This window comes from Acinetobacter sp. G18, from assembly GCF_052660225.1.
This window is the reverse complement of the sequence record NZ_CP109658.1, coordinates 3492065-3518691: the sequence shown is the minus strand read 5'-3', so window position 1 is coordinate 3518691 and position 26627 is coordinate 3492065. Positions and strand designations below refer to the sequence as shown.

At 39.6% G+C, this 26627-nt stretch carries 23 protein-coding genes; 7 read left to right on the top strand and 16 right to left on the bottom strand.

Annotated features, from left to right (window positions below; genetic code table 11):
* Nucleotides 1-172 precede the first annotated feature (172 nt).
* From rimP to NE363_RS16585, 4 genes are read left to right on the top strand one after another with little or no spacing between them, the layout of a single operon-like run.
* A complete protein-coding gene (gene rimP, locus NE363_RS16600; protein ID WP_002157009.1) occupies nucleotides 173-697 on the top strand; it encodes a ribosome maturation factor RimP in 525 nt (174 codons plus the stop codon).
* A 37-nt stretch (nucleotides 698-734) separates the two neighbouring features.
* Nucleotides 735-2219, top strand: coding sequence for a transcription termination factor NusA (gene nusA, locus NE363_RS16595; RefSeq protein WP_004699068.1), 1485 nt, complete (start codon nucleotides 735-737; stop codon nucleotides 2217-2219).
* Between the two features lie 10 nt (nucleotides 2220-2229).
* A complete protein-coding gene (gene infB, locus NE363_RS16590; protein ID WP_004699066.1) occupies nucleotides 2230-4929 on the top strand; it encodes a translation initiation factor IF-2 in 2700 nt (899 codons plus the stop codon).
* Nucleotides 4929-5330, top strand: a complete 402-nt coding sequence (locus NE363_RS16585) for a ribosome-binding factor A (RefSeq protein ID WP_002114836.1) — start codon at nucleotides 4929-4931, stop codon at nucleotides 5328-5330. The genes infB and NE363_RS16585 overlap by 1 nt, the downstream gene beginning before the upstream one ends.
* A 59-nt stretch (nucleotides 5331-5389) precedes the next feature.
* Here the strand turns inward: NE363_RS16585 and NE363_RS16580 are convergent, their stop codons facing one another.
* From NE363_RS16580 to hisIE, 9 genes are all read right to left on the bottom strand, one after another.
* Nucleotides 5390-5794, bottom strand: coding sequence for a Na+/H+ antiporter subunit G (locus NE363_RS16580; protein WP_004699064.1), 405 nt, complete (start codon nucleotides 5792-5794; stop codon nucleotides 5390-5392).
* 12 nt (nucleotides 5795-5806) lie between these two features.
* Entirely contained in the window at nucleotides 5807-6082 is a 276-nt protein-coding gene (locus tag NE363_RS16575) for a monovalent cation/H+ antiporter subunit F (protein WP_019456876.1), read from the bottom strand.
* Nucleotides 6079-6606 (bottom strand): Na+/H+ antiporter subunit E, encoded by a 528-nt coding sequence (locus tag NE363_RS16570; RefSeq protein ID WP_004699061.1) that lies wholly within the window; start codon nucleotides 6604-6606, stop codon nucleotides 6079-6081. The genes NE363_RS16575 and NE363_RS16570 overlap by 4 nt, the downstream gene beginning before the upstream one ends.
* Before the next feature lie 2 nt (nucleotides 6607-6608).
* The gene (locus NE363_RS16565) at nucleotides 6609-8420 is read right to left on the bottom strand and encodes a monovalent cation/H+ antiporter subunit D (protein WP_445535488.1); all 1812 of its coding nucleotides are present in this window, start codon (nucleotides 8418-8420) and stop codon (nucleotides 6609-6611) included.
* Nucleotides 8420-8788 carry a Na+/H+ antiporter subunit C gene (locus NE363_RS16560; protein WP_000624229.1) on the bottom strand — a complete coding sequence of 123 codons (369 nt, stop codon included), beginning with the start codon at nucleotides 8786-8788 and terminating at the stop codon, nucleotides 8420-8422. The genes NE363_RS16565 and NE363_RS16560 overlap by 1 nt, the downstream gene beginning before the upstream one ends.
* A complete protein-coding gene (locus NE363_RS16555; RefSeq protein ID WP_445535487.1) occupies nucleotides 8785-11634 on the bottom strand; it encodes a monovalent cation/H+ antiporter subunit A in 2850 nt (949 codons plus the stop codon). Before NE363_RS16555 ends, NE363_RS16560 begins: the two co-directional genes overlap by 4 nt.
* Before the next feature lie 315 nt (nucleotides 11635-11949).
* Nucleotides 11950-13329, bottom strand: a complete 1380-nt coding sequence (locus tag NE363_RS16550) for an AAA family ATPase (RefSeq protein ID WP_445535486.1) — start codon at nucleotides 13327-13329, stop codon at nucleotides 11950-11952.
* A gap of 23 nt (nucleotides 13330-13352) precedes the next feature.
* Nucleotides 13353-14855, bottom strand: coding sequence for a UvrD-helicase domain-containing protein (locus tag NE363_RS16545; RefSeq protein ID WP_016803971.1), 1503 nt, complete (start codon nucleotides 14853-14855; stop codon nucleotides 13353-13355).
* A gap of 9 nt (nucleotides 14856-14864) precedes the next feature.
* On the bottom strand, nucleotides 14865-15638 hold the full coding sequence (gene hisIE / locus NE363_RS16540) for a bifunctional phosphoribosyl-AMP cyclohydrolase/phosphoribosyl-ATP diphosphatase HisIE (protein WP_191012508.1): 774 nt from the start codon (nucleotides 15636-15638) through the stop codon (nucleotides 14865-14867).
* A gap of 242 nt (nucleotides 15639-15880) precedes the next feature.
* On the opposite strand from hisIE, the gene NE363_RS16535 reads away from it, so the two are divergent.
* Nucleotides 15881-17179, top strand: a complete 1299-nt coding sequence (locus NE363_RS16535) for a hypothetical protein (protein WP_019456883.1) — start codon at nucleotides 15881-15883, stop codon at nucleotides 17177-17179.
* On the top strand, nucleotides 17179-17817 hold the full coding sequence (locus NE363_RS16530) for a LysE family transporter (protein ID WP_019456884.1): 639 nt from the start codon (nucleotides 17179-17181) through the stop codon (nucleotides 17815-17817). Before NE363_RS16535 ends, NE363_RS16530 begins: the two co-directional genes overlap by 1 nt.
* Here NE363_RS16530 and NE363_RS16525 read toward each other — a convergent pair.
* From NE363_RS16525 to NE363_RS16505, 5 genes are all read right to left on the bottom strand, one after another.
* Nucleotides 17788-18597 carry a helix-turn-helix domain-containing protein gene (locus tag NE363_RS16525; protein ID WP_019456885.1) on the bottom strand — a complete coding sequence of 270 codons (810 nt, stop codon included), beginning with the start codon at nucleotides 18595-18597 and terminating at the stop codon, nucleotides 17788-17790. The genes NE363_RS16530 and NE363_RS16525 overlap by 30 nt on opposite strands.
* 99 nt (nucleotides 18598-18696) lie before the next feature.
* Nucleotides 18697-20316, bottom strand: a complete 1620-nt coding sequence (locus NE363_RS16520; protein WP_019456886.1) for an ABC1 kinase family protein — start codon at nucleotides 20314-20316, stop codon at nucleotides 18697-18699.
* 12 nt (nucleotides 20317-20328) lie between these two features.
* Nucleotides 20329-20997 carry a ubiquinone biosynthesis accessory factor UbiJ gene (locus tag NE363_RS16515; RefSeq protein WP_240061896.1) on the bottom strand — a complete coding sequence of 223 codons (669 nt, stop codon included), beginning with the start codon at nucleotides 20995-20997 and terminating at the stop codon, nucleotides 20329-20331.
* Nucleotides 20998-21008: 11 nt separating this feature from the next.
* Nucleotides 21009-21956, bottom strand: coding sequence for a bifunctional demethylmenaquinone methyltransferase/2-methoxy-6-polyprenyl-1,4-benzoquinol methylase UbiE (gene ubiE / locus NE363_RS16510; protein WP_004699042.1), 948 nt, complete (start codon nucleotides 21954-21956; stop codon nucleotides 21009-21011).
* 147 nt (nucleotides 21957-22103) lie between these two features.
* Nucleotides 22104-22811 carry an FFLEELY motif protein gene (locus tag NE363_RS16505; protein ID WP_019456887.1) on the bottom strand — a complete coding sequence of 236 codons (708 nt, stop codon included), beginning with the start codon at nucleotides 22809-22811 and terminating at the stop codon, nucleotides 22104-22106.
* Nucleotides 22812-23020: 209 nt separating this feature from the next.
* On the opposite strand from NE363_RS16505, the gene pap reads away from it, so the two are divergent.
* On the top strand, nucleotides 23021-24439 hold the full coding sequence (gene pap, locus NE363_RS16500; protein WP_445535485.1) for a polyphosphate:AMP phosphotransferase: 1419 nt from the start codon (nucleotides 23021-23023) through the stop codon (nucleotides 24437-24439).
* A gap of 38 nt (nucleotides 24440-24477) precedes the next feature.
* Here pap and NE363_RS16495 read toward each other — a convergent pair whose 3' ends face one another.
* Entirely contained in the window at nucleotides 24478-25782 is a 1305-nt protein-coding gene (locus tag NE363_RS16495; RefSeq protein WP_445535484.1) for an MFS transporter, read from the bottom strand.
* Between the two features lie 181 nt (nucleotides 25783-25963).
* Nucleotides 25964-26476, bottom strand: a complete 513-nt coding sequence (locus tag NE363_RS16490; RefSeq protein ID WP_445535483.1) for a hypothetical protein — start codon at nucleotides 26474-26476, stop codon at nucleotides 25964-25966.
* Between the last annotated feature and the right edge of the window lie 151 nt (nucleotides 26477-26627).

The following is a 26627-nucleotide window of genomic DNA, read 5'->3' as shown; positions in this document are numbered from 1 at the left end:
AGTGGACTATTGTTTTCTGTGCTACATAGGGGCGATTAACGCCCTTTTTTATTGGTTATCGTATCGCTATCGTGTAGTGTCGACATCAATTGGTCAAATAGTCATGCTTCACTATAGTAGGTCTGTGTCGGTTAAAACAACCGATTGAATCGCACGAGAATGACGAGAGTAAATGAAATTATCAAATAAATCCCAAGCATTGTATGACATGATTGCCCCAGCAGTGCAAGCATGTGGTGTTGACCTGTGGGGAATCGAATTCCTTCCACAAGGTAAACGTTCATTATTGCGTATTTATATCGATAGACCAGTTGATGAAAATGCTGAACCAGTGATTAATGAAGATGGTGAAGTAGAACAAGGTCGTGGTATTGGTGTGCAAGATTGTGTACGAGTTACACAACAAGTCGGTGCAATGTTAGATGTTCATGACCCGATTTCAGGTGAGTATTCATTAGAAGTTTCTTCACCAGGTTGGGATCGCCCATTTTTTCAACTCGAACAATTGCAAAGTTACATTGGACAACAGGTTGCTTTGCGTTTAATTGCAGCAGTAGAAAATCGCCGTAAATTTCAAGCAAAACTCCTTGCTGTAGACCTTGAAAATGAAGAGATTAAGGTTGAAGTTGAAGGAAAGCATGTGCTTGATATCGACAGCAACAATATCGATAAAGCAAACTTGATCTATCAAGATTAAATTTATTTAAATTATATAAGAAATCGGTAGGTGACTTATGGGCCGCGAAATTCTTACCGTTGTAGAAACGGTTAGTAATGAAAAAGGTGTTAGTCGTGAAGCGATCTTCGAGGCTTTAGAACAAGCTCTAGTTGCTGCAACGAAGAAAAGATTTTACGAAGGTACACATGCTGAAGAAGCTCAGCTTCGTGTAGAAATTGATCGTAAAACAGGTGATTACCGTACATTCCGTCAATGGACTGTTGTGGCAGATGAAGATCATGAAATGCCAGCTTGCCAAGACGCCATTTCTGATCTTGACCCATCTAAATGGTCAATTGGTGATGTACGTGAGCTCGAAGTGGAATCTATCGAGTTTGGTCGTATTGCTGCACAAATTGCAAAACAAGTTATCGTACAAAAAATTCGTGAAGCTGAGCGTGCTTTAGTTGCTGATGCATACGAGTCTAAAGTTGGTGAGTTAATCTACGGTGAAGTGAAAAAACAAACCAAAGATGGCTTTATTATCGACTTAGGCGACAACGCAGAAGCTTATCTTGCACGTGAAGAAATGATTCCTAAAGAAATTCTTCGTCCAAAGCAACGTGTAAACGCTATTTTATATAATGTTAACCGTGAAGGTCGCGGCGCTCAGTTGTTGTTATCACGCGCTAAGCCTGAAATGTTAATTGCTTTAATGAAAAAAGAAATTCCTGAAATTTCTGAAGAAATTATTGAAATTAAAGCAGCAGCACGTCAACCGGGTGTTCGTGCTAAAATTGCAGTGAAAACAAATGATCACCGTATTGACCCTGTAGGTGCGTGTATTGGTATGCGTGGTACGCGTATCCAAGCTGTGCAACAGGAGTTAAATGGTGAACGTATTGATGTAGTGGTTTGGTCTGATGATCCAGCTCAATACATTGCAAGTGCATTAGAACCAGCTGATGTTTCAGGCATCGTGCTTGATGAAGATGCAAGAAGTGCCGACATTATTTTTGCAACCAGCGATCAATTGGCTCGTGCGATTGGCTCACAAGGTCAAAACGTTCGTTTGGCTTCTGATTTAACTGGCTATAAACTCGACATGATGCTTGAAGAAGAGTATCGTGCTCGTCAGCAAAATGAAGCTCAGCAGTATCTTGACATGTTTGTATCACGTTTAGATATTGAAGAAGATTTAGCAATGGCATTGGTAGAAATGGGCTTCACTTCTTTAGAAGAGATTGCTTATGTGCCTGCTGAAACTTTTGACGAAATTGAGCTTGACGCTGAATTGGTTGAGTTATTGCAAAGTCGTGCAAAAGAAGCAGCTCTTACTGATGCTTTGAAACAGCAAGAAAATATTCAAGAACCGAGCGCAGACCTCCTCACTATGGAAGGCATGACTTCTGAGATCGCTTACTCGCTTGCCGCTCGCGGTATTATTACCGTTGATGATTTGGCAGATCAGGCTACTGACGATATCTCTGATATTGAAGGTCTTGATCATGAAAAAGCTGGTCAATTGATCATGAAAGCTCGCGAATCATGGTTTAACTAGGAGATGAAATATGACGGACAAGTCGATTAAAGAGTTAGCTCTCACTGTAGGACGTCCTGTTGAGAAGCTCCTAGAACAGGCTCGTGAAGCAGGTTTGCCTCAACGTACAGCAGACGACATTATTACCACTGAACAACAGGATACTTTGGTCAATCATTTGAAAAAAGTACATGGTCAGGAAAGTGGTAACACAGGAAAAATTGCGTTGAAACGTAAAACAACCAGTACCGCTAAAGTTGCAAGTACTTCAGGTAAAGCAAAAACAATTAACGTAGAAGTACGTAAAAAACAGGTTTTTGCTAAGCCAAACCCAGAACAAATTGCAGCAGAAGCTAAAGCGCGTGCAGAAGCAGAAGCTAAAACACGTGCAGATCAACAAGCGCGTGATACTGCAGAGCAAAAAGCGCGTCTTCAAACAGAGCAAAAAGCAAAAGCAACTTTAGATGCGATGCGCGCTGCTCACCAACAAGATAGCGCTGCACAGTCAGCACCTAAAGCTGCTGTTGTAGTGAAAAAACGTGGTGGTGGTACAGTAAAACCTGCACCAAAACCAGCAGAAACTTTAGAGCAAAAGAAAGCGCGCGAAGCACAAACAGCTCAGTTAAAAGCAACTGAAGAAGCTGCACGTCGTAAAGCGGCTGAAGAAGCTCAACAACGTACACTTGAACAAATGCGCAAAATGGCGTCTAAGTATTCAAATGATGATACAACGACAACAATTCGCGTAATTGATGATTCTCCACTTGCTTCAGGCCTTGTTGGCCAAGCTTATGAAGATTCATTCAAGCAAGAAGACCGTGAAATTAAACGCGGTGGTGCAACTACTAACCCGCGTGCTGGTAAGAAAGGCGGTCGTCGTGGTCAAGAAGAGCAAAGCTTCGTTAACCATAACAAACGTGGTTTAAAATCAAGCCAAGCAAATAAGCATGGATTTGAAAAGCCAGTTAAAAAGCAAGTCTACGATGTAGAAATCGGTTCAAGTATTGTTGTTGCCGATCTTGCTCAAAAAATGGCTATTAAAGTACGTGAAGTTATCAAAACACTTATGAAAATGGGTGAGTTGGTTAACCAAGATCAAGCGATTGACCAAGATACAGCAGCACTTGTTGTAGAAGAAATGGGCCATAACCCTGTTCTAGTTTCTGATACACAAGCGGAAGATAACTTGCTTGAAGCGGCTGAAGAAGCGCGTGGTGAGCAAACAACTCGTCCACCAGTTGTTACGATTATGGGTCACGTTGACCATGGTAAGACATCATTGCTTGACCGTATCCGTCGTTCGAAAGTGGCGGCTGGTGAAGCAGGTGGTATTACCCAGCATATTGGTGCGTATCACGTTGAAACGGACAAAGGAATCATTACATTCCTTGATACACCGGGACATGCTGCGTTTACTTCAATGCGTGCACGTGGTGCTAAAGCAACAGATATCGTGGTATTGGTTGTTGCGGCAGATGATGGTGTAATGCCACAAACTGCAGAAGCAATTGACCATGCACGTGCAGCAGGTACTCCAATTATTGTTGCAATCAACAAAATGGATAAAGAATCTGCTGATCCAGACCGTGTGTTAAACGAATTAACAACGAAACAAATCGTTCCAGAAGAATGGGGCGGTGATGTTCCGATTGCTAAGGTTTCTGCACATACTGGACAAGGTATTGATGAACTCCTTGATTTAATTCTTATTCAATCAGAATTGATGGAATTAAAAGCATCTGCTGAAGGTGCTGCGCAAGGTGTTGTTATTGAAGCACGTGTTGATAAAGGCCGTGGTGCAGTAACTTCCATTCTTGTTCAAAACGGTACATTAAATATTGGTGACCTTGTTCTTGCGGGTTCATCTTATGGTCGTGTCCGTGCAATGTCTGATGAAAACGGTAAGCCAATTAAATCAGCAGGACCATCTATTCCAGTAGAAATTCTGGGTCTTCCAGATGCTCCAATGGCAGGTGATGAAGTTCTTGTTGTAAATGACGAGAAGAAAGCACGTGAAGTTGCTGATGCTCGTGCTGACCGTGAACGTCAAAAACGTATTGATCGTCAAAGTGCAATGCGTCTTGAAAATATTATGTCGTCAATGGGCAAAAAAGACGTTCCTACAGTGAACGTTGTTTTAAGAACTGACGTACGTGGTACTTTAGAAGCATTAAATGCAGCTTTATATGAACTATCTACTGATGAAGTAAAAGTTCGTGTAATTAGTTCAGGTGTTGGTGCGATTACTGAGTCTGATGTGATTCTTGCTGAATCTTCAGAAGCTGTATTGTTAGGCTTTAACGTTCGTGCTGATACAGCTGCTCGTCAACGCAGTGACCAAGATGGTATCGATATTCGTTACTACAGCATCATTTATGAATTAATTGATGATGTGAAAGATGCCATGAGCGGTAAACTTGCTCCTGAACACCGTGAAACAATTTTGGGTGTTGCTGAAGTACGTGAAGTATTCCACTCAAGTAAGTTTGGTGCAGCAGCAGGCTGTATGGTACTTGAAGGTACATTGCATCGTAATAAACCGATTCGCGTATTACGTGATGACGTGGTTGTGTTCCAAGGTGAACTTGAATCATTACGTCGTTATAAAGATGTGGTTGAGGAAGTTCGTGCCGGTATGGAATGTGGTCTTGCGGTCAAAGGTTATAAAGACATCAAAGTACAAGACAAGATTGAAGTATATGATGTTCAATTGATTAAACGGAGTCTTTAATGGCGGGTAGCCAACGCTTAAAGCGCATGGCGGATTCAGTACAACGCGAGTTGTCTGAGCTAATCCGTCAAGAGCTTAAAGATCCTCGCTTAGGTGGTCTAGTGACCATCTCTGCGGTGAAAGTCAGTGCGGATATGGGATATGCTGAAGTTTACGTTACTGTTATGGGGCGTGAGCTAGGTGATGAACAAAGTGAAGCTGCAAATAAAGAAACTTTAGATGTATTAAATAAAGCTTCTGGTTTCTTGCGTCATGAGTTAAGCCGTCGTATTAAAACTCGTATTACGCCTCGTTTACGTTTCCATTACGATAAGACTAATGCATATGGTAACTATATGTTTGGTCTTATTGAAAAAGCGGTACAAGATTTACCGGAACGTAAGTCAGATGACCAAGAGTAATTAAAACTCAAAATAAAAAAGCCACCTTGGGGTGGCTTTTTTATTATTCAACATTTTACTTAATGTTTAGGTGGATCCATCGGAGGTTTATTCTGTGAAAAGCGTTGTCCGATTTTATAACGATCCCATGGTAATGGACGTTCTATTGCTTCAGGAACTTCACCACTGAGTGAGCGTAAGCGTAGATGCAGTGCCGCTTGTGCTATTAAATTGGCTGAAACAGGAGCTGTAATAAAAGCCAAAAGTGTGATCAATAGTTCGGCAAAACCAAAGCGGCCTTGGAAAGCAAAAAAGATCATTGAAGCAATTAAAAAGCTACCTAAACCCAACGTGCTCGATTTGGTAGGTGCATGTAAGCGCATAAATAGATCGGGTAGGCGTACCATTCCGATCGATCCAACTAACATAAAGAATGCACCGAAAACCAGAAAGATCGAAACAATAATTTCCATTGTAAATTGCATTTTGACCTCCCTTTAATCGATCACATGACCAGTTGTGAAATAACGTGCCAAAGCAGCTGTCGAAACAAACCCTAGCATGGCAACCAATAATGCCCCTTCAAATAAAGAGGTGGTTGTCCAATAGATACCTAATACAACAATCAGACAAGTTGCATTTAGAAAAAGCGTATCGAGTGCCAAAAGACGATCTACAATTGATGGCCCCATCACCATTCGAAACAAGCAAAGCAACATAGAAATTGTGATAGCAATCATGCTAATACCAAGAGCATAAGGTAGGATGGTCATATGTTGTCCTCCGATTTGCTTTTTACATCAAAAATTTCCATGAGCGGAGCTTCATAGCGTTGTTTGATGTCTTGCACATCACTTTCGGTATTTTCTGTACTGAGTGAGTGCACCAGAATATCACCACGCTCTTGATCAATACCCGCAGAAACCGTACCTGGTGTTGTGGTAATAATCATTGCCAGTAATGAATTCACCTGTTCATGTTCCGTTTCTAAAGGCACACGGTACCACTTAGGATGTAATTTTTTAGGCGGCCCTAATACCAGCTTTGCAACACGAAAATTGGAAATAACAATATCCCAAAGTACAATAAAAAATAGTTTTATTGCTGGTTGCCAATGGATGTGAGGTGTTCTGGTAATAAAAGGTCGAACTAAACGCGGAATCACAAGACCCAAAATTACAGCCATAAGTAGGTCGCTGGCATCAAGACTATGCGAGAGCATTAACCAGAAAATAATAATCAAAAAAGAAACAAATGGATGTGGGAACCAACGTTCAAGCAATTTAGATAGCTGCATTGTTAAGGCTCCATAGGTTTCAGTTGACTTTCATCAGCAATCGTTGGTGTTAGCAATTTTTCTTGCTGCTGAATTTGGCGGCGCTTATATTCGGAAATATGTTCACCGTTAAAAGTGTCTTTAGAAATAATGTCAGGAACGAGATAGGCATTATGATCTTCAACTTCTCCACCATACTTTGTTTCTGGTAAATAAGATGAGTCATAAGGCTGAACACTAATAGTTTCGCCATTTTGGTCAGTCTTAAGAATAGACTGCTGATAGAGCGCATGGTTTTGAATTTGTTGAGCCGTACCAGTGGTGTAGTGCAATACGGGTGAAGCAAACACTATATAAGTGATCAAGCCTGCAAGCAGAATATAAATGACCGAATCATTACGTGGTGGTGCTTTTATAGGTAGAGCTTGATAACTCACATAAGCAGGATTCTTTGGATCTTCTTCTGGTACTGAAGCTCTCCAGAATAAAATAAACCCGACACGTGTTAACGCAATAATGCTTAATAGACTTACAACAAGCACGACTCCAATGATCCAGCCTTGATATGCAGTTTCAACAGTCGCTTGTAGAATAAATACTTTCCCAAAGAACCCACTAAAAGGCGGTAACCCGGCAAGCATCATTGCAATTAAAAAATAAGTCAGCATCGCTGCTTTTTCTTGCTTGATTCTTGGAGCAATCTTTAAGTGATCTTTAAAGTCACCACGTTGTGAAGTCATCCAGCCACAGAACAGGTAAAACGCAGCACCAATCAGTGTACTATGTACGAGATAGAACAAAGCTCCTGACCATGCTTGCGTGTTTGACATTGCTATTGCGGTCAATAGAGTACCAATCGAAGACAGCACCATAAAACCAACAAAACGTCTGAGACGATCTGCACCAATTGCTGCAATCACACCATATAAAGAAGTGACTAAACCAATTGGAAGGAGCCAACCTTTAAAGATTTCCTGACTGATTACATCGTTAAATACTGTTCCATTGACACGTAAAATGGCATAAATCCCCACTTTGGTCATAATGGTAAAAATTGCTGCAACGGGCGTACTTGCAACAGCATAAGTTTTTGGTAGCCAAAAACCAACCGGTAACATGGCAGCTTTAATACCAAATACAACAAATAAGAGTAGGGCACCAGCAACTGCTAATTTATGCTGGTCTGCATCTAAAGTTGGTAAAAGGCGTGAAACGTCAGTCATATTTAGACTGCCTACACTGCCATAAATCATACCAAGGCCAATTAAGAATAGGGCAGAGGCTAAAAGATTGATAATGACATAGTGTACGCCAAGTTGAAATCGTGGCTTCCCTTGTCCATGTAGCAGCAGGACATAAGACGCCATAAGCAAAATTTCAAAGAAAACGAACAGGTTGAATAAGTCACCTGTAAGAAATGCTCCGCATAACCCCATTAAAAGAAAATGGAATATGGCGTGGAAATAGCGTCCACGTGTATCCCAATTTGCGCTGGCATACCATAGAACTGGAACTGCTAATGCATAGGTTAAAACCAGCATAAATGCAGAGAGTCGGTCGAGTACTAAGACAATACCAAAAGGAGCTGACCACTCACTCAACTGATAAACCGTAATTTGTCCAGTATTTGCAACAATAAGATAATTAACAGCAGTGACTAAGCCTGCAATTGCTGAGACTAAACTAATGCCACGACGCCAAGGTTGTCGCCAATCTTCTTTCAATGCGCCAGCGCCAGGATTACCTAAAAGTAATAAGATAAAACCAGTAAAAGCAGGAATGAGGATGCTGAAAATAGGTGTATTTGCTTGCCAAAAAGATAAAAAATCAAACATCACGGCTCATCCTCACGTGGGTCGTATGTTGGGGAAATATCTTCTTTAGCATCAACATGATCACTACCTGATTCATAACGGCTTCGTAATGCTAGTTGCACAATGAATGCTGTAGTCGCAAAGCCGATAACAATCGCAGTTAAAACAAGTGCTTGAGGAAGTGGGTCTGTAATATTCGTCGTTTCAGTTAAAATTGCAGGTGAACTCACTTGTAAGCGGCCCATCGCAAACAAAAATAGGTTAACTGCATAACCGAGTACGGCTAATCCCAATACAACCGGGAATGTACGTGCACGTAAAATAAGATAAATGCCTGTCGCAACAAGTAGCCCAATGGCAGAGGCCAGTAAGAATTCTAAACTGATCATGATGATTTCTCCCCATGAGGTACAGGACCAGACATACTCGAATGGCGAGAGTCCCCTAATACAGAGATAAGTAGCATCGTGGCACCTACCACTGTGATATACACACCCAAATCGAAGCTTGCTGCTGAAGCCAGATGTAGTTTTCCTAAAACTGGTAACTCAACATAGACATGAGCACTAGTTAAGAATGGACGTGCCCAGAACCATGCAGCAATACCAGTTAAGCCTGCAATTGTTAAACCCGAACCAATCCAGACTTCGTATAGACGACCAGATTGTGCTTTTAGCATTTGTTCCGCTTGATCTTGACCTAAAGCAATATATTGAATAATCAGTGCCATTGAGGTAATTAGACCTGCAATGAAGCCACCGCCAGGATAATTATGTCCGCGCATAAAGATGTAGACACTTACGACAAGTGCTAAAGGCAGTACCCATGATGCCGTAATACGGAACATGAGCGGAGATGGGTTAAAGCGATAGGTGAGGCCTTGTGTCATGGTGGTACCGTGTACCCGCATACCATCCATTAAGCAAAGTGCTCCAATCGCAGCAATGCCGAGTACAGTAATTTCACCGAAGGTATCGAAGCCACGGAAGTCGACTAAAATGACATTTACAATGTTTGAACCACCACCTAGTGGTAAAGACTGCTGCGCAAAGAACCATGAAATTGAATTGTGATCACGAGTTAAAATGAGCCACGTAATCCAGCCAATACCTAAACCACCAATAATTGCTAAAGCTGCATCTCTTAAACGTCGAGAACGAAGAGATTCATACGGTGTAAGTTGGGGAAGTAGAGATAAACTCATTAACAGTAATACAGTAGTAACTACATCGACTGTAATTTGAGTCAACGCTAAGTCTGGTGCCGACATGGTGACAAATACCATGGTAACCACAAGACCAATTGCACCGCTAATGAGTACTGCTTTGATACGCTCATGATGAAACCAGAGCATCATCCAGCAACCAGAGAATAATGTTAGCCAAAGAACAATAGCAATCCATGGTGCATGTGTCAGTTCACGGGTACCTGTTGTAAGGCCTTGATTGATTAAAGGCAGGGTAACCATGATGATGCTAAAAGCAATGATGAGGAACAGGTAACTTTGTAAGGAACCATTCTCAGTTTTTTGTTTGATTTTACGGCTAGTTAATAATAAATGTTTTAAAAACAAATCAAATAAAATACGACCTTGTAAGCGACCAAGTCTTGGATCGAGGTCAATTTTACGAATCATGCCATCTTTTGCTAAAGCAAAATAGAAAAGTGTACCGCCCACTAAGGCAATAATACTCATGATTAAAGGTGCATTGAATCCATGCCAGATTGCAAGATGAGTTCCTGCAAAATCAGGCTGCATGAGACTTGCACGTGTCACACTGTTAACTAAAGGCTCGACCAGTAAGGATGGGAAAATACCCACTAAAATACAGAGTGTTGCAAGTAGTATGGCTGGTGCTCGCATGCCAATTGGTGGTTCATGCGCATTTTTATTTGGTACTTGTTTACCAATTGGACCGTCAAAGAACACGCCGTGTACTAATCGGATTGAATAACTCACTGCAAAAATACCTGCAAGAGTCGCAATAATACTGGCAAAGATAACCGTTGAACCTGAAAGGTTTGCTAACAGTTCGGTAAAGAACATTTCTTTCGAAATAAAGCCATTGGTGAGCGGAACACCTGCCATTGATGCTGCAGTAATCATGGTAAGTGTTGCGGTAAACGGCAGTAATTGCCATACCCCACTTAACTTTCTAAGATCACGTGTACCAGTTTCATGGTCAATAATCCCTGCAATCATAAACAGCGCAGCTTTAAGTGTTGCATGGTTAATAATATGAAAAACCGCTGCTGCAACAGCTAAAGGTGAGCCAATACCAAGCAAGCAGACGATAAGACCTAAATGACTAATGGTTGAATAGGCTAACAGTCCTTTTAAATCTTCTTTAAAGATTGCAAAGCATGCGGCCATACAGAGCGTAAATAGTCCTACAAAAGTAACGATGTTGTGATAAAGCGCGGCACCAATAAAGATAGGTGCAAGACGAGCTAATAAGAAAATACCAGCCTTAACCATGGTTGCTGAGTGCAAATAAGCCGATACCGGAGTGGGGGCCGCCATTGCATTGGGTAACCAAAAATGGAAAGGGAACTGCGCACTTTTTGTAAAAGCACCGAGTAAAATAAGCAAAAGCGCTGGAACGAAAAGATGATGACTTTGAATGAGATCTTTCATTCCGACAATGTCATTAATTTCGTAGGTACCTGTGATTTGTCCTAATAAGACAAACCCACCTAGCATAGCGAGTCCACCCATTCCTGTGATGGTAAGTGCCATACGTGAGCCACGCTGGGCTGCTTCGTAATGACTCCAGTAACCTACTAATAAGAAGGATGAAATACTGGTAAGTTCCCAAAAGACTAATAAAATAATTAAATTATTGGAAAGAGAAATACCCAACATAGCTGCCATAAACAGCATGAGTAATAAATATAGTTTACTTAGTGAATTTTTAGGGCCTAAATAGTAATAGGCATAAATATAAATGAGTGTACCGATACCGGTAATAAGAAGAGAAAATAATAAACCAAGGGCATCAAGTCTAAAGCTCAGATTAATCCCAAGTTGTGGTAACCAATCCCAACTTTGTTGAATGCTTGCACCACTAAGCACTGTTTTAGCTTGAGTCAGTAATAAACCAAAACTGGTTAAACTGACTCCGATTGCCCCTAAAGCCGTTACTCCACGTGAAAACCGTTGAAGCAATGAAACAAGGGTGGTGCCTAATATTAACGGTAATAAGATAATTATCGGTAGCACACTCGTATCCATATATAATTTAGACCGAAGCCTAAAGGTGAAATTTTCATTTCAGAATAGATAGGAATTCAAAGAGATTTCCAAAGCTTATATTCTGAAAACCCGACCAAATTAGAAAAATAAAGCGAGAAACAAGTTGTATTGCGCAACTTGAATAATAAAAACGCAAAATGAAATTTATTGTACACTAAAAAATCATTAAAAATCTGATGTTATTACATGCGGTAACAACATCTAGTGATTTTTCAGCTTAAAAACCAGATTTCATCGTATATTTAGCGAATGAGGTTTTTATTATAAAAATTGCACTAAATGAATAATAACGTTTTAAAGAGAAGAAGTTTCTTCTGAAGTATCTCCTGTATGAATCATACGTAATAATTCAATTTTTTGCTGTTCATTTAAGCTTTGGATTTGTTGGTACAAACTGTCGATTTGAGTTATCGAAGGTTGAGTATCAAGTGGTAGCGTATCGACATGAGGAACTGTTTCATCTCTTTGCAATAGCGTATAAAGGTGTTCAAGCTGCTGTTGAGTGGTATTTAAATCAAGTTGAGTAACCTTGCCATGTTCTAATTTAAGACATTGGTAGGTAACTGCATGTTCAAGTAATTCTTCACGACTTCCAGTCACAATAATTTGTAGACTAGGAAAGGCTTGATGCAGACGATTTAAAATTTCAGAACAATGCAGAGCATCTAATTGCGAATCAATCTGGTCAATTAACAAAACTCCTTCGCCTTCAAGGCAAGGGTTTAGGCTTAATGGATTGAGTAAACAAAGTCTACGAACAATATCACCTACCAAAGCAATCCATGTTTTTGTGGTATTTGAAAGTTGCTGAAACGTTAAAATCTCACCTTGATAATGGGCCATAAGTTGAAGCTTTGGGTGATATTGTAAATAGAGCTCAGAAAGCTCAGGAAAAACAGTTTTTAACGCTGATTTGAGTGCGTATAAATTTGGAGAGGGAAGTTGCTTTGGTTGTCCTGCCAATTCGATTTGAAGTTGGCGTAAAAGTTCGTCCTGATCTTCTGGATTTGATTGTTGTGAAATAATTTTTTGTACAACATGAGCTGCTTGCGCATTTTCAATATCGCTAATTTCCCGTAACCATTCAAAAAAGCGAGTAAACGTTGTAAATGGAATTAAACTAATATCGTAAGCAGAAATAGATTGGGTAATGCCCGGTAGGTTTTTGTTGAGCAAACTTATATCGTTAACAAAGCGCTCAGATGGATAATAGGCAAGTAAGGGCAGACCTTGAAGTGGGTCTTTTCTCGTTACTTGATGATAAAGTGCAATGGCTTGATCGAGTTGTTGAGTTTCGACTTGACTCATGCCTATTCCACTCGAATTTAAGGTCTTAAACAGTTTCCAGCTACAAAATGAGGTGTCAGTCTGCTGTGCTGAAGTTGTTTCAGGGAGTTGACCAAACTCTGAAGGAATATGAATACTGACTTCTATTTTAGACTGCAAACGAGAAAGGGTAATGTCTTGATCAGGCATAACCACGCCCGGAGTACGGACATCTTTCAAGCGAGCAGGAAACCATGTTAAGGCATTATAAATATGCTTGAGCAACATACTTTTTCCGGTTGCCTGTTCACCTAAAATTAAAGTAATTGGTTGTTTATCATATTCAAACTGGATCTTTAGATCATGAAACAGAGCAACATGTTTAAATTGGATAGATTCAAGTCTCATAGGCTCACCTAATTATGAGCGCTTCAACCAACCGACTTTCGAAGACTTAAAGGCGCCCTTACTTTTAATTGTTGTATCAGATCATAAAGATGATGGATGTTTAGACTTACTTTAGCACGAGTACAGGCCACGTAAAGTAATCTTAATTCTTCATCTGTAATCTTGTGCTCTAAGCCATTAATTTTAAATTGATAGTCATCTTCAATATGGACACGATTCCACTCTAGTCCTTTTGCTTTATGGGCGGTAGAAATGACATAGTCAGCTTGTTCAAGTGGAGTGATCTTTGCAAGCGCTTTTTTCAGTGGGTCAGTACCGTGATCATCTACCAGTTTAACCAATGGTTTAATGTCACTTCCTTCATTGGTTTCACAATATTCATGAACATCATGCCATGAGTTAAACCATGCCAACTCGGGAACGTCAGTAACTCGTTTTCCTTGTTTCAAGAGACTCGCAGCATCTACAAAGCGGTTTAGTTTTTGATGGTCTGCCTGCAAACTTACTTTGTCACCGTGAACTAAACCAGCTAATAAAAGCTCCATTGCCCGAGCATTGGTACGACACAAAATCGCATCACGCATTTTTGTATGCGGTTTATTGACGACACTTGATTTTTGGTTCGGATTACCAAGCAAAGGAACTGTCTCATTTAAGCCACCTAGCAAAGCATTGGCGACATCGGCAATTGCCTCTCCAAAACGGAAAGAAGTGGTGAGACGAGACTCTGGCAAAGGTAGTTGTTGCATGGCATTTACTGCACCGCGCCACGCGTAGATTTGCTGATGTGCATCGCCTACATAAATAACTTGCGTACTTTTTTGACGAAGTAAAATCCCCAGCATTAAAGGATCGGCATCTTGGGCTTCATCAAATAAGACATAATCGGCTGGAATGTTAGGTTCAGACAAGGCCCAAAGCTTGAGATAAATATCGTGACCAATTCCGGCCTGATGGTTCGGGTCGATAGACTCTAACCAGCGCCGTTCAACAGCAGGGTAAAGGTGGGTTTGTAGCTCGGTAATGTCGTCTGGATGTAACCAGTTGGGTGCCTGAATATGTCGAGGAGCGGGGTATTGTGAGCTAGTCGAACAGAAATAACTCACCGCATTGGCGACAAGACTTGCGAGGCGACTTGGCATTAAGACGTATTTTTCATAACGCCCACCCATCATGCGTCGTAAGGTAATCGGTTCTAGTCGATATTCTTTTGCAATGAAGCTTGGACTTAAGCGCGGCAAGCGTAATTTATCAGTTACGCCGCGTGGCACACTGCGAAAAGCGAGTGAGTGAAAAGTACGGCAGTCTACATTGCGATGAAATTTGTTCTGAGCTTCGCCTGCAATGGCCTTGTTGAATGCTAGGTACATACCACGCCGTTCAGGCATGGCATCGCTAATCATTTGTAATGTGGTGGTTTTACCTGTACCCGCATAGGCAATCACTTTAAATGATTGCCCAAGACGTCCGTTATCTATGGCAATTGCTTGCTCATAGGTGGCTTTAGGTTTTTCGATATTCGACACTGAGTGATTTTAAACCTTGTTGCGGTTAGCTTTTTCAACTAAACCAGATAAACCCTGACGACGAGCTAATTCGTCAATAATAAGTTGTGGATTAAGATCGAAATAACCCAACATGACAATGCTATGGAACCACAAATCGGCAGTTTCATAAATCAAGTCATTTAAATTGCTTTCTGTATTTTGAGCAGCGTAGTCTTTTGCAGCAATAATAGTTTCTACGCTTTCTTCGCCAACTTTTTCTAAGATTTTATTAATGCCTTTTTTGTAGAGGCTTGCAACATATGAAGTGTCTGCTTCTGCTTGCTTACGCTCTTGCATCAATTGCCCTAAGTGAGCAAGCACATCAACTTGTTCAGTGGTGTGAGCGTGATCGTGGTTTTCAGTTTTAGCTTTGTCACCATAAATTGCAGTAGGGTCTTTTAATTGTGCATCGACAATTTCCCAACCCTGTGGGGTAAGTTTACGGTAGAAACAAGACTCACGACCCGTATGGCATGCAATACCACCGTGTTGTTCAATTTGTAGAATAATTACGTCGCCGTCACAGTCCAGACGAATTTCATAAACTGTTTGAAAATGGCCTGATTCTTCCCCCTTGTGCCAGAGTTTTTGGCGAGAGCGAGAGAAGTATACAGCCTGATTTTTTTCTGCTGTGAGCGCAAGTGATTCACGGTTCATCCACGCTACCATCAAAATACGTCCGGTTTGATGATGTTGAGCAATGGCAGGGATAAGACCTTGTTCGTTAAATTTTACTTCATCGAGCCATTGCGTATTGTTCATGAGGAATCACCAAAAGTGTTATATGAGTAAAAATGAACCGTAAAAACGGTGACTATAGTTTACGGTATGAAAGCTGTGTTTAGGAATAATTCTTTCTATATTTCTATTTCATTTCAAAAGGAACAGCACCGAGTATTTAATGAGTAGATAATTGAACTTTGTAGTGTGGCAATTTTTTCCAATACAGATTAAGGCATGGCGTGGTTTAGTTGAAAATATAATTTAATACAATGGAGCAAATCATGTTCTCGACTAAGTTTTGGCCTTTATCTTCTCATTACCATGTCCATATGATGGACATTCCTCTTCCAAATAATTTTTCTCCAAAGGCGCTAGAGCTTATAAATCAAGCAATTCGTATTAGTGATGCGATTAATAATATTCAACCTCTTAATCAAGAAAATCATGATGGCTTAATTAAAATAATGAAAGAAAAGCTGGCTTTTATATGCTTGAGATTGACACAAGAATTTAATGATGAGGACACAAAAAAATCATTAATGATGAGAGCAGAAATTTTGCAAGATGAAAAATTACAGAGTGAACTGTTACCAAGAATTGCTGCTCTTAATGAAAATGAGCTTCTTCAAGGCATAGGATATATGTCTACTTGGATAGGAAAATCAAAATCCCAGTATCATTCGGCATGGTTTGGAATTCCTAATAATGAGTTACAGAATATTTCAGACACTGTAGATAAATTGTTCAACAAAAACCTTGGCTGGCTAAAAAATACAATTAATGAGGACCTTATAGCACTACCATTTTGCTCTTATAAAATAGTTGATCTATTAGCAGTCGCTGGTGAGGCTAATGGTTACCCAAAACATTTTGCTTACTTCTTTCCAGAAGATGAAGGCATTAAATATTCACCTGTTAAAAGAACAGTTGTATTTGCAAATACATATCTAACAATGTTTGAAAAATTTTCTCGTAAAGAGACGAAATTATTTGGATGGGATAAAATAGAAATTCCTGATATTAGTATATGTTCTCGATATTTAATAGCATGGTTTCGGGGGCATGATTTAGGTCATTCTATTGTTCGTTCTTGTACGAGATTTGATCTGCTAAGTAAAATGGATCGATGGGGATCAATGGTAATTCAAGAATCTCTAGCAGATCTTTTTGGATTTTTAATGTGTACGACGGAACATACAAAACATGAACTTGATTTAGATAAAGAAATTTTAGGGAAAATTTACCTTTTAGAATTATTCCGTTATTTAAGAAGAGGAGCGTGCGATTTTCCTGATGCTGGCTCTGCTTATATCCAATTAAAGTATTTAATTGAAGAAAAAGTAATTGATATTTCTAATAATCATATAAATGTTAATCTTGATATTCTTATTCCTGCTTTTGAGAAGTTAGTAAAAGAGTTGAGTGAAACTGTTTTGAGTGATGATATTGAAAAGGGATTGATGTTCATTCAAAAATACTCTCCTCATCATAATAAAAAAGATGCTGAAGAAATTATAATCCGTCTTGGTAAAACAGTAGATGTAATTGAATATAGTCAAAGAGTTAAGGAGTGCGCTTAATGGAACCGTTTTCAAATGGTTTTCTTCTTAGTTTGTCACTCTGTTTAGATATTGGTATTGCTAATATTGCGATTATTAATTTAGCAATGCAACGTGGCTATTTTCAAGGACTTTGGCTAGGTATCGGAACCTGTGTCGGTGACCTGATTTATGCTGTTTTAGCCTTGGCGGGTATGAGTATTCTACTGCAATATGAACCAATACGATGGTTATTATGGATTGGTGGTGGAGCAATACTCATCTGGTTTACTATCAAAATGCTAAAAGAAGCCTTACAAAAAAAACAAGAGATTCAACTACAAAAAGTTGTTAAAGAGGAGACTTCCTTTAAGTCTTTTGGTAAGGGGATGATATTAGCGATGTCTTCTCCTACAGCAATTTTATGGTTTGCTACAGTAGGTGGAGCACTCATTTCTAGAATGGGAAACAATGGTTCTTTTGCAGTCTCATGGTTTCTGCTAGGTTTTTTTATAGCAGGTATATTCTGGGCTGCAGTACTATCTGGTGTTGGTGGCTTTGGCAGTAAGATATTAGGCAAAAATATTTTAAAGTATTCTTATATTGCTTCTGCTGTGATTTTTGCTTATTTCTCATTTTATGTGATTTATTCAGGTTATAAAGAATTTATTCTTTCCTGAGTTAATTTGTGTCAAATAATGGTGGGGGGTTACCCCCATCGTTTTTCTAAAAGCATGAATAAAATGGCTTTGATCATAAAAGCCAAGGCTCATGGCGGCTTCTACAGAATTCATATTGTTTCTTAGTAGGTTTCTTGCTGCATTTAAGCGTAGTTGCATGTGATATTGGAGTGGCGGCATTCCAACATGTTGTTTAAATGCACGCACGAAATAATATTTGCTTAAACCACTCATGTGAGCAAGTTCATCGAGTGACAGCTTTGCTGTCAAATGCGCGCGCATATATTCTTGAATAAATAATACTGCCGATTTGGCTTGAGCATCGAGATAAATTTTGTCTTCAACAAGTTGGCCTAAAAGCAATAATAACTGTTGTTCTTTATTAAAAGGTGAGTCATCTTTTTGATTAAATGAAATAATGGCATTGAATAACTCAGTATTTTTTATAATTCCTTCTTTTAATACTGGAGCAGTATTACTGCTATAGATATTATTTTCAGATACAAAAGCACGTAGTGCACACTGGGGAAGATGAATACTAAAAAATTCAACTTGATTGTTACTAAATCGAGAAGATTGTATTGATGTAGGATTATATATAGTAACTTGTTTTGCTTTTACAGAATCTTGTTTGCCATTTAGCCAAATTTCTTCAATTCCTGAAATATTAGCGCTAATTACATATTCATCATGCACATGACGTGGATAGGCATCATTGCAAGCAATTGTGCGAGAACATTCTATCTGATTGATGCTAAACCATTCCGATGAAATAAGCACTTGGCATTCTCTTAATCTGATGCATATGAACTGAATAAATCATATACATCATTTATTTTCAAGTCTTAAAAAACTTGAATAAATTAAGAACCTTTTTAATTATTTTAATATACGCCAAAGCGCTAATAAACTGCTTAGCACAATTAAAATAATAGAAACAAACCAAGGGCTAATAATCGCGATGGTGAGCAAAATCAGCATGGTACTGCCAAATATCCAACTGCGGCGTTGTTGATGTTCTATTTGCAAACGAAGTTGCTGCATTTCGCGTAACTGACGGTCTTGCCAAGCAGACTGATTTTTTAAACCATTTAAACTGTCAACAATTAAGCTTGGGAAATCTTGGGCACCTAAAAGCAGGTCAGGTAATTGCTGTCCTAACTCTTTTATATTTTTGACTGGGTTCATGTTGGCTTTGACCCATTCTGTCAAAATTGGTTTTGCCAATTTCCAGATGTCGAGCTGCGGATAAAGATCGGTCCCTAGGCCTTCAACATGCACTAAAGTCTTTAGCAACAACATGAGTTGCGGTGGAATCTCTAAATGGAAGCGACGGGCAATATCCATCACTTGAATCAAGATGCCCGCAAAATCAAGTTGATCCATTGGTTTAGATACCATTGGACCAACTGTGCGACGCATTTCACGCGATAGCGCATCTTGGTCTGTACCTGGTGGAATCCAGCCAGCTTGATGCACAATTTGAATGAGCTGCATAAAGTTGCTGTTCATTACAGCAAGCAACATGCGGGCAATGGTCATCTGGTCATGCTTAGATAACTCACCCATAATTGCACAGTCGAGTGCAATAAAGCGTGGATTGCTTGGGTTAATTGTTTCTACAAAGACATTGCCGGGATGCATGTCAGCATGGAAAAAGTTATCGCGGAATACTTGCGTAAAGAAAATGGTTAGTCCTTTTTCTGCAAGTTGTGCGCGATCCATGCCTAGACGGTCAAAGGTTGCCGTATCTGAAATAGGCACACCAGTAATACGTTCAGCCACCATGACATCTTTGGTATCCATGTAGACTTCAGGCACGTACATCATGGTTGAGCCAGTAAAGTAATGGCGCATACGACGAGTGTTGTCTGCTTCGATACTCAAGTCCAGCTCATTTAAAATAATCTGGCGGTAGTCTTGAATAATTTCAGAGAGATGTAAGGCACGAGCAGCTTCAAGGCGACTTTCTAATGTGTTGCCTAACCATGCCAAAATCTCAAAGTCTTGCAAAATTTGATTACGAATGTCAGGGCGAGTCACTTTAACAACGACTTCTCGACCATCGTGCAAAGCAGCAGTATGAACTTGTGCAATTGAAGCAGCCGCTAATGGCTGGTCATCAAATCGTGCAAACAAGGTATTTACATCAGCTTTTAATGATTCTTGAATACGTTGTTTGGCGACATTGCTATCAAAAGGTTTTACCTGATCTTGAAGTAAGACCAATTGAGCGAGTATTTCAGGTGGAATTAAATCGCGTCGAGTTGAAAGTAATTGTCCAAGTTTGATTGCAAGTGGACCCATCTCTTCTAAAGCCTCTTTGAGCTTTAAAGGATTTTTACGTTCGCGACTCGACCATGCAGCAGGATGCATTTTAATAACACTTAATGCACGCTGAGCTTTAACAGGTAATTCATCCGCAGGGAATAACGTATCGAGTCTATAGTGCGCTGCAATACGCCAAAGTTCGAGTAAACGTGAAACGTGCGGAATCATATACAGTCTTACCTAGTCTTGAGTGGGTTGTAGTTGTGCATTGAGCTGCTGCAATTTAGCTTCTAGACGGTCAATATCTTGATTAAGCTTACGCGTAGCTTGATTTAAATTGTCCATTTCCCAACGTGGGGCAAATAAACCACTGTCTTCTTTTAAAGCATCTTCAGCAAAAAATAGATGGCTTTGAATAGAACGTTTTAAATGCTTTGGTGCAAGCTGAATCTTGCCAATTTCATGAGCGAGTTGAGGACCAACCCATTTTGATAAATGCGCAGCTAAATCAGGTTCAGCTTGCTGCATAATTTTTTGAATATCTTGTAATAGGTGATAGTCACCTTCTAGTGGGATATTACCAATCTGGTCTGCATCACTCACCAATAGTTTGATGAGTTCAACCACATCTTTAACGTGCAAAGTTGCTGTTGCTTCAGAAATTTTGAATTGCGGATCAAAAGGGCGTTGTTCAAAAATAGAAGGTTTTTCGCTATGCCCAGTTGCAGTAGGTTCAAGACGTACTTTTTCTTGGTCAAAGAATACATCGACAGAAAGCTGCGGGCTATCGATGACAACACGCAACATTTTGCCCTGTAACTGATTGAGCTGAATGCGGGTTAATGCATCCAGATCGATCAGATGATGAATGATACGTTCGACTGCACCAAGTGCCAGAATCGACCACATATCGCTATACCTTACAGTTTGAAGCCACGGTGAACGGCAACGATACCAGCAGTTAAGTTGTGATAGTCACAGTTCTGGAAACCAGCATTTTCCATCATACCTTTTAAAGTACGTTGGTCTGGATGCATACGAATTGATTCAGCTAAGTACTTATAGCTTTCTGAGTCATTGGCAACCAATTTACCCATAATCGGTAAAGCAGTGAATGAATAAAGATCATAAAGTTTTGAGAATGGCTCAAATACAGGTTTAGAGAATTCAAGAATCAGTAAACGGCCACCTGGCTTAAGTACACGGAACATAGAAGCAAGTGCTGCATCTTTATCAGTTACGTTACGTAAACCAAAGCTAATAGTAACAAGGTCAAAGCTGTTGTCTGCAAATGGCTCTAATGTTTCTGCATTGGCAAGAACGAAATCGACATTGGTACAGCCTGCATCAATTAGACGGTCACGACCAACATTCAGCATAGACTCGTTAATGTCGGAAAGTACCACATGACCTTGCGGACCTACTTCACGACTAAATACTTTTGCTAAGTCACCTGTACCGCCAGCAATGTCTAATACGTGTTGACCACGGCGAACACCAGACATATTAATTGCAAAGCGCTTCCACAAACGGTGAATACCAAATGACATCAAGTCATTCATCAAGTCATATTTGCTTGCAACCGAATGGAAAACTTCAGCAACTTTTTGAGCTTTATCTTCAGTTCTAACTGTTGAGTAACCAAAGTGTGTTGTTTCACCAACGTTGCCAGTGTTACCTGCGCCACGTGGTAAATTATATTTAGGTACAGAACCACTAACAGGTGTATCTGTTAGCGTTTGCTGTAAAGATTGTTGTTGCCCTTGAGGTGTACCTTGCGGTAAAGGTGAGCTTAGGAATGGGCTAACTTTGTCTGAACTTTGTGCCTGCTCAGTTGGAGATGTTGGCTTTTGGTTTTCGTTAGACATATTGTCTCTCCTAGACTCAAACTCAAGTGAAACGGAATAAGTTCTGCATGATGACAGATTTTGTCTATTTTTACAGGCATCATCATGCAAATATAATGAATAAAATCTCAACTTCGTGAGGTTGAGTTTTTCTATGTGCCGACCTTATCACACTCTAAACGGATTCGGATGCCCTGAATGTACATTTTCAACAATTTGGCGTTCTTTTTCCGTAAAAGTCTTGATAAAGCTTTCTGCAGATTTTAACGGTTTCATCGCACTAAAACCATCTTGAATAAAATCATACATCAATTCGAAATGATATTTTTGAGCAATTCCTTTACACATTTTAAATGCAGTGAACATCATAAATGAACGCATGTATTTATCTAAAGCGATCCCTAGATCGTCAAGAAGAGCAAGCTGTTGATAACGGGCTTCTGCTTGATCAAGCTTGATTAAGGTTAAGCGCATGATCTCGTCGGTGAGTACGGTATCTGCTGGGTAGTCTGCGAGAAGTTGCATGGCGACTTGCTCATCAAGTTGAGTCGCAAGCACAGCCAAACTTACCGATTTAGTTCCGGTTTTAATCGCATTTTCAGGCAATACTTTTTCGGCTTTATGGGCATATTTCAATAGACGTTCAATTTGTGCAGCAAGCGCATCGAACTCTGGGCCACCATATAAACGGTTTAAAAAATACTCTGACATGAGCTTATGCTCTGGCAAATTAAAAAAGTCATGATGGGTATCTTTCATCCGCTCTTTTAGCCATGTTTGTACATCTTGCAAACGTTGGGCAAGCACAGGATTATCATGATAATTAAATGTTTTATATTGTTGTAAAAGATCATCAAAAGCAGCGAGTTTAGACATGTAAGGCTCTAATATTGGGCTATTTACAAAAAATCATAAGAGGCATTGTAACCTTCTACTATGGCGAGTAGATGTAAAAAAAATGATTTATCCGTCAATTTTTAAGTGAAATCTTGCCGCAATGACATAATTTGTATAGCAATTCATCATTTAAGCGCATAAGTTAAAGATCATCGAAATTAAACAATAAAAGATTAGAGCTCCAGAGTATGAGTAAACAACAACCGAAATTCGAAATTCGAGATAAAGAACAGCTTTCAGTCGATTTGATTGAAGCACAATATGCTTTAAAAGATAGTCGAGGTAAGCCTAATGCTAAAAGTACATTGATATTAATGAGTGGTATTGAGCTTGCTGGAAAGGGGGAGGCAGTTAAGCAGCTTCGCGAATGGTTAGACCCGAGATATTTGCGGGTAAAAGCAGATGCGCCACGTATGCTCACCGATACAGAAGCATTTTGGCAGTTTTATTCAGAGTTTATTCCAACTGAAGGCCAAATTGTGGTGATGTTTGGCAATTGGTATAGCGACTTGCTTGTCACGGCAACTCATGTTGCAGAGCCTTTGGATGAGGCACGTTTTGATGCGTATGTTGAAAATATGCGTTCATTTGAGCAAGACTTAAAAAATAATTATGTCGATGTGATTAAAGTCTGGTTTGATCTTTCTTGGAAATCATTGCAAAAACGGTTAGATAAAATAGACCCTTCTGAACAGCACTGGCATAAACTCCACGGCTTAGACTGGCGTAATAAAAAACAATATGACACTTTGCAAAATTTACGCCGCCGTTTTACCGATGATTGGTACATTATTGATGGGGAAGATGAAACACAGCGTGATCAGTTTTTTGCCCAATATCTTTTGCAAAATATGCGTGATTTACCTGAGCATGAAAGTGAAGTCAAAGGAAAATGGCAGCAAGCAAAGATTCCTGAAAGTTTGTTAAAACCTGCTCAGGAAAAGCTCGATAAAGCCGAATATAAAAAAGAGCTCGATAAGCTGAGCAAAAGAATTGCAGATAGCATGCGCTTTGATAAACGAAATGTGGTAATTGCGTTTGAAGGAATGGATGCCGCAGGCAAAGGTGGTGCCATTAAACGAATTGTTAAAAATTTAGATCCGCGTGAATATGAAATTCACTGTATTGGAGCTCCTGAACGCTTTGAAGCGAGACATCCTTATTTATGGCGTTTCTGGAACCGTATTAATGAAGCTGAAAAAATTACGATTTTTGACCGTACATGGTATGGTCGCGTACTCGTTGAGCGAGTTGAAGAGTTTGCGTCATCTTTAGAGTGGCAAAGGGCATATGATGAGATTAACCGCTTCGAAAAAGATTTGTTTGATAGTCAAACCATTGTAGTGAAAATTTGGCTAGCGATTAGTAAAGATGAGCAAGAGCAGCGTTTTAAAGCCAGAGAAGAGACACCGCATAAACGCTTTAAAATTACCGCAGAAGACTGGCGTAATCGTGATAAATGGGATGACTATTTAAAAGCAGCGGCAGATATGTTTGAACGAACGAGCACTGAGTATGCACCTTGGCATATTGTTGCGACTGATGATAAATATACAGCTCGGTTAGAGGTATTAAGAGCGATTTTAAAACAGTTAAAGGCAGACTAAGGTCTCCTTTAACTGTTTAAATATTACTGCTTATTTGATTATGCAAGTTGATCATTCATTGATGGAGATTCTATAGCAAGAGTTTTCCGATTGCGAAATACAATAAGCGTTGCAATTAAACTAATGATTGCGGCAAACATTAACCAGAAAGCAGGCATACTTTTGCTGCCAGATTCTTGTACAAGATATGTGGCAATCATAGGTGTTAACCCACCAAATATAGAAGTGGCAAGACTATACGCTACAGAAAATCCAGCAATTCTTACAGAGCTTGGCATCATTTCAGTGAGGGAAACGACCAATGCGCCGTTATAGAAACTATAGAGCAGAGATAGCCAAAGTAGTGAAATTAACATGTGTGCCAAACTAATGTTTTGAGTTAGCCAACTTAATAGTGGATAAGCACTTACAAAAATTAAAACTGTTGTGGTAATCAATAATGGTTTTCGACCAATTTTATCTGATAAATAACCACCTATAGGTAATAGAATAAAGTTACTTGCCCCGACCATTACCGTTGCAAATAAGCTTTCTGCAGTTGTTAAATGTAGAACTTCTTTTCCATAAGTTGGGGTGTAAACTGTAATGAAATAGAACATGGTTGTAGTTGTTGCAACCATACACATTCCAACGACTACAATTTTCCAATTCGCTGCAAGCGTTGACATAATTTGTTTAGTAGTTGGATGCTCTTTTCGAGAGGCAAAAGCTTCGGTTTCGGCTAAAGATTTACGTAACCAGAATATAAACGGAATAATTGCACAACCGACAAAAAATGGAATACGCCAAGCCCAAGCATCAACTTGTGCTTTCGTAAACGCTAGGCTGACTAAATAGCCTAATGTGGCAGCAAAAATTACAGCAACTTGTTGGCTAGCAGATTGCCAACTGGTAATAAACCCACGGTTATGTGGTTCAGCAATTTCAGATAAATAAACGGAGACACCACCTAGCTCAACCCCAGCTGAGAAACCTTGGGCTAGACGACCAACAAATATTAAGACAGTGGCTGCAAAGCCGATGGTGGCATATCCAGGTGTTAGTGCAATTAACAAGGAACCAAGTGCCATAATACTTAAGGTGACCATTAATCCTTTTCGGCGGCCAATTCGATCAACATATGGACCTAAGACGAGTGCGCCAATTGGTCGCATCAAAAAGCTAACGGCAAATACCAAAAAAGTTTTCATTAGTGCGGCATAGCTGCTATCAGAATGAAAAAAAGTTTCACCTATCGCTTTTGCGTATAGACCGAAGAGGAAAAAGTCATATTGTTCTAGGAAGTTACCACTGGTTACATTAAAAATGGCACGTAAACGGGATGTTGATTGTCCATATTCCACAATGACTCTCCGTATTTCATTTGGTATTGTAGATTGAATAATAGACTTTTAAACTTTAGTAAAACTTAAAAAAATAAGTGAAGATTAAAGTTTTGAACATATCTTTTGTTTTATTGTGTAAATTTTAAAAGCAAAAAATAAGGCACAGTCACGTGCCTTAAAAAATTACGATAGGATTGTATTAACTCCCAAGTACTGTTGAGTTGATTCCCTTTTGTTGAATGCGTTTAGCAAGGTTGTAGCTATCATTTAGATGAGTTTGGGCTATTTTTTTCATCATAAAATAACCTAAACTTGCTGCAACAATTTGTCCGCCTAAAGGTATAAATTTTGTCACTTGTTTGGTTACGATTTTGCCAAAGAAACCATTAAAGGTTTTTTTAACGGTTGTACGCGCGACCATAAAACCTGAAAATTGAAAGCCACGTTTACGCAATTCATCCCAATGAATAGTTTTTGTTTTTGGATCATAGACGCTGACATGTTCAGGTGCTAAGCCAAAGCGAGCATTAATATCGGGAATAAGCTGTGTCAAAATTCCCAAATCTACGACCACGTCAAAAAAAGGAATCGGTACAATTGCTGCACCAGCAGACACGTAAGCTCTTTTCTGAATGAGATCGTGGCACTCATCGCGAATTTGTTCCAGATTTAGGCTAGGATCAATATAGTCAGGAATGTTATCAATTTTCATAATGTTTACCTGTAATGGGTTCCTTAATGGTGCCTTCCAAACACAAGGCAAGTGACACCTAAAGTTAGATTATGCTGTGTTTAAACCAACGTGACATAGTCAGATTCAGTTGTATAGTAATGAATGTTTATGATTTTGTGCATAAATTATG

Bases quoted from the DNA above. Each gene is read 5' to 3' on its own strand.
- rimP (WP_002157009.1), top strand. From the start codon at position 173: ATGAAATTATCAAATAAATCCCAAGCATTGTATGACATGATTGCCCCA.
- nusA (WP_004699068.1), top strand. From the start codon at position 735: ATGGGCCGCGAAATTCTTACCGTTGTAGAAACGGTTAGTAATGAAAAA.
- infB (WP_004699066.1), top strand. From the start codon at position 2,230: ATGACGGACAAGTCGATTAAAGAGTTAGCTCTCACTGTAGGACGTCCT.
- NE363_RS16585 (WP_002114836.1), top strand. From the start codon at position 4,929: ATGGCGGGTAGCCAACGCTTAAAGCGCATGGCGGATTCAGTACAACGC.
- NE363_RS16580 (WP_004699064.1), bottom strand. From the start codon at position 5,794: ATGCAATTTACAATGGAAATTATTGTTTCGATCTTTCTGGTTTTCGGT.
- NE363_RS16575 (WP_019456876.1), bottom strand. From the start codon at position 6,082: ATGACCATCCTACCTTATGCTCTTGGTATTAGCATGATTGCTATCACA.
- NE363_RS16570 (WP_004699061.1), bottom strand. From the start codon at position 6,606: ATGCAGCTATCTAAATTGCTTGAACGTTGGTTCCCACATCCATTTGTT.
- NE363_RS16565 (WP_445535488.1), bottom strand. From the start codon at position 8,420: ATGTTTGATTTTTTATCTTTTTGGCAAGCAAATACACCTATTTTCAGC.
- NE363_RS16560 (WP_000624229.1), bottom strand. From the start codon at position 8,788: ATGATCAGTTTAGAATTCTTACTGGCCTCTGCCATTGGGCTACTTGTT.
- NE363_RS16555 (WP_445535487.1), bottom strand. From the start codon at position 11,634: ATGGATACGAGTGTGCTACCGATAATTATCTTATTACCGTTAATATTA.
- NE363_RS16550 (WP_445535486.1), bottom strand. From the start codon at position 13,329: ATGAGACTTGAATCTATCCAATTTAAACATGTTGCTCTGTTTCATGAT.
- hisIE (WP_191012508.1), bottom strand. From the start codon at position 15,638: ATGAACAATACGCAATGGCTCGATGAAGTAAAATTTAACGAACAAGGT.
- NE363_RS16535 (WP_019456883.1), top strand. From the start codon at position 15,881: ATGTTCTCGACTAAGTTTTGGCCTTTATCTTCTCATTACCATGTCCAT.
- NE363_RS16530 (WP_019456884.1), top strand. From the start codon at position 17,179: ATGGAACCGTTTTCAAATGGTTTTCTTCTTAGTTTGTCACTCTGTTTA.
- NE363_RS16520 (WP_019456886.1), bottom strand. From the start codon at position 20,316: ATGATTCCGCACGTTTCACGTTTACTCGAACTTTGGCGTATTGCAGCG.
- NE363_RS16515 (WP_240061896.1), bottom strand. From the start codon at position 20,997: ATGTGGTCGATTCTGGCACTTGGTGCAGTCGAACGTATCATTCATCAT.
- ubiE (WP_004699042.1), bottom strand. From the start codon at position 21,956: ATGTCTAACGAAAACCAAAAGCCAACATCTCCAACTGAGCAGGCACAA.
- NE363_RS16505 (WP_019456887.1), bottom strand. From the start codon at position 22,811: ATGTCTAAACTCGCTGCTTTTGATGATCTTTTACAACAATATAAAACA.
- pap (WP_445535485.1), top strand. From the start codon at position 23,021: ATGAGTAAACAACAACCGAAATTCGAAATTCGAGATAAAGAACAGCTT.
- NE363_RS16490 (WP_445535483.1), bottom strand. From the start codon at position 26,476: ATGAAAATTGATAACATTCCTGACTATATTGATCCTAGCCTAAATCTG.